This is a genomic window from Micromonospora sp. M51 (genome assembly GCF_018070305.1).
GTDB lineage: Bacteria > Actinomycetota > Actinomycetes > Mycobacteriales > Micromonosporaceae > Micromonospora > Micromonospora parva.
Genome location: NZ_JAGPXZ010000893.1, coordinates 1 through 2,248 on the forward strand (window position 1 = coordinate 1; position 2,248 = coordinate 2,248).

2 protein-coding genes and 1 pseudogene are annotated in these 2,248 nt (G+C 72.7%); all 3 read right to left on the reverse strand.

The features are described from left to right. Window positions 1–762, reverse strand: a 762-nt coding sequence (locus KBX53_RS30300) for an AAA family ATPase (protein ID WP_210863121.1), incomplete at its 3' end; no start/stop codon positions are given. After that, window positions 762–1,910 (reverse strand): exonuclease SbcCD subunit D, encoded by a 1,149-nt coding sequence (locus KBX53_RS30305; RefSeq protein WP_030336173.1) that lies wholly within the window; start codon window positions 1,908–1,910, stop codon window positions 762–764. The genes KBX53_RS30300 and KBX53_RS30305, both read right to left, overlap by 1 nt. A 14-nt stretch (window positions 1,911–1,924) precedes the next feature. Next, a pseudogene (locus tag KBX53_RS30310) lies at window positions 1,925–2,248 on the reverse strand (ATP-binding protein); the annotation flags it as partial.

Genomic DNA, 2,248 nt, shown 5'->3' on the forward strand with positions numbered 1-2,248 from the left:
GATGGCCGCGATGGCCCGTTGCACCCCGTCGGCCACCGACTCGGCCGCCCGCTCGGTCATCCGGTCGACCCGGGCGTCGGCCTCGGCCAACGCCTCGTCGTCCACGCCGGTCAACCCGGCGAGCACCTGGTCGACCGCCTCCAACCGGGCCTCCGCCTGCGCGGCGCGCGCCGTCGCCTTCTTCTGCACGTCCTCGTAGACGCCGAGGCCCAGCAGGTTGACCAGGATCTGCTGCCGCGTCGCCGGCTTGGCGTGCAGGAAGTCGGCGAACTGCCCCTGTGGCAGCACCACACAGCTGGTGAACTGCTCGTACGGCAGCCCGACCGCCTCCAGCACCGCCTGCTCCATCTCGGCGGGAGTGCCGGCCACCACCTCGCCGAGGTCGTCCGGGCTCAGACCGGTGTCCAGTTTGGTCACGTCGAAGCCGGCCGGCATCAGCTGCAACCCGGCGTTGGCGGTCTTCACGTTGCCCCGGCCGTCCCGGCGGACCACCCGGGTCGCCACGTACCGGGCACCGCCGGACTCGAAGACCAACCGCACCCGCGCCTCGGTCGCCGACGGGGCGAGCGCGTTGGCCAACCCCCGGGCGCCGCCCCACCGGGGCACCATGCCGTACAGGGCGAAGCAGATCGCGTCCAACACAGTGGACTTACCGGAACCGGTCGGGCCGATCAGCGCGAAGAAGTCGGCGTCGGTGAAGTCGACAGTGGTCTCGTCCCGGAAGACCGTGAACCCGGCCATGTCCAAGCGCATCGGACGCATCAGTGCTCGACCTCCTCGAAAAGCTCGTCGAAGAGCTCCCGGACACCCTCGTCGGCGTGGCCCCGGCTGTCCAGGTAGTCGGCGAACAACTCCCGGGGCGAACGCCCCGAGCGCTGGGCGATGCGCGTGCCACTGCCCGGCGCGGCCACCAGCTCCGGGTCGATCCGGATCTCCAGGGCCCGGGGGAGCAGCTCCTGGACCTCCTCGCGCAGGCCGGCACGCGGTTGCTCCCGCACGTACACCCGCAGCCACGCGTCCGGCGCCTCGATCTCGGCGAGCTGGGCCAGGGTGCCGCGCACCGTCCGCAGCGCGCTCGCCGCCGTCACCGGCACCTCCCGCACCCGGGCGGCGGTGCTGGCCGTCACCTCGACAATCGTCACCGAGGGGACGTTCTCCTGCTCCCCGAAGTCGACAGCGAGCGGGCTGCCGCTGTACCGCACCGGGCAGGGGCCGGCGACCCGCTGCGCCCGGTGCAGGTGACCCAGCGCCACGTAGTGCGCGGTGGCCGGGAAGACGGTGGCCGGCACCGCGTAACCCAGCACCGTGTGCGCGTCGCGCTCGCCGCCGCCGGTGGCCGCGCCGGTCACCGTCAGGTGCGCGGTGACCAGGTGCACCCGGTCCGGCTCGGTGAACCCCTCGGTCAGTCGCCCCAGCACCCGGCCCAGGTGGTCGGCGTACGTCTGGTTGGTCTCCGCGGCGGTCAGCTCGTACATCTCCAACGCGCGCACCGCGTACCGCTGGGACAGGAAAGGCAACGCGGCCAGCCGCCACCGCTCGCCACCGGCGGTGGTGCCGTCGATGATGTGCTCGTCCGGATTTTCGCGTACCCCGCCGCGCAGCGTGATGCCGGCGGCGTCGGCCCACGGGCGCAGCGCGTCCAGTGCGGGGCCGTTGTCGTGGTTACCGCCGATCGCCACCACGTCCGCGCCGGTCCGCCGCAGCGCCGTCAACGCCCGGGTGACCAGGCGGGTCGCCTCCGAACTGGGCGCGGCGGTGTCGTAGAGGTCACCGGCGACGATCACCAGGTCCGGCCGCTCGGCATTGGCGATCTCGATCACCCCGGCCAGCACCGCCTTGTGCTCGTCGGCCCGGGACTGCCCCTTGAGCACCTTGCCCACATGCCAGTCGGAGGTGTGCAGGATCTTCATGGCTTGCCGGCCCCCTAGAACGGGATGTCGTCGTCGGTGGTGCCGCCGCCGGAGCCCACCACGGCGAACGGGTCGGCGGACTGGGTGATCGAGCGCAGCGTCTCCGATGGTGCCCGGCCCGCCTCGGAGACCCGGGTGGCCCAGGCCGGGAACGGAAACTCCAGGCAGAGCGGAACCGGAATGTCCGGCTGGTTGACGAACATGGTGCCCGGCTTGGCCAGCAACGCCCGCTGGCGCTGCGCGGGCGGCAGGAAGCCGTATTCCGGGCGGGACGCCTCGGCCGGGTCGAGCCGGCCGACCACCCGGATCGCCGAGTTGGTGACGATCCGCCGCTCCAC

Excerpts from the sequence above, each read along its gene's own strand:
- KBX53_RS30305 (WP_030336173.1), bottom strand. The coding sequence starts at position 1,910 with ATGAAGATCCTGCACACCTCCGACTGGCATGTGGGCAAGGTGCTCAAG.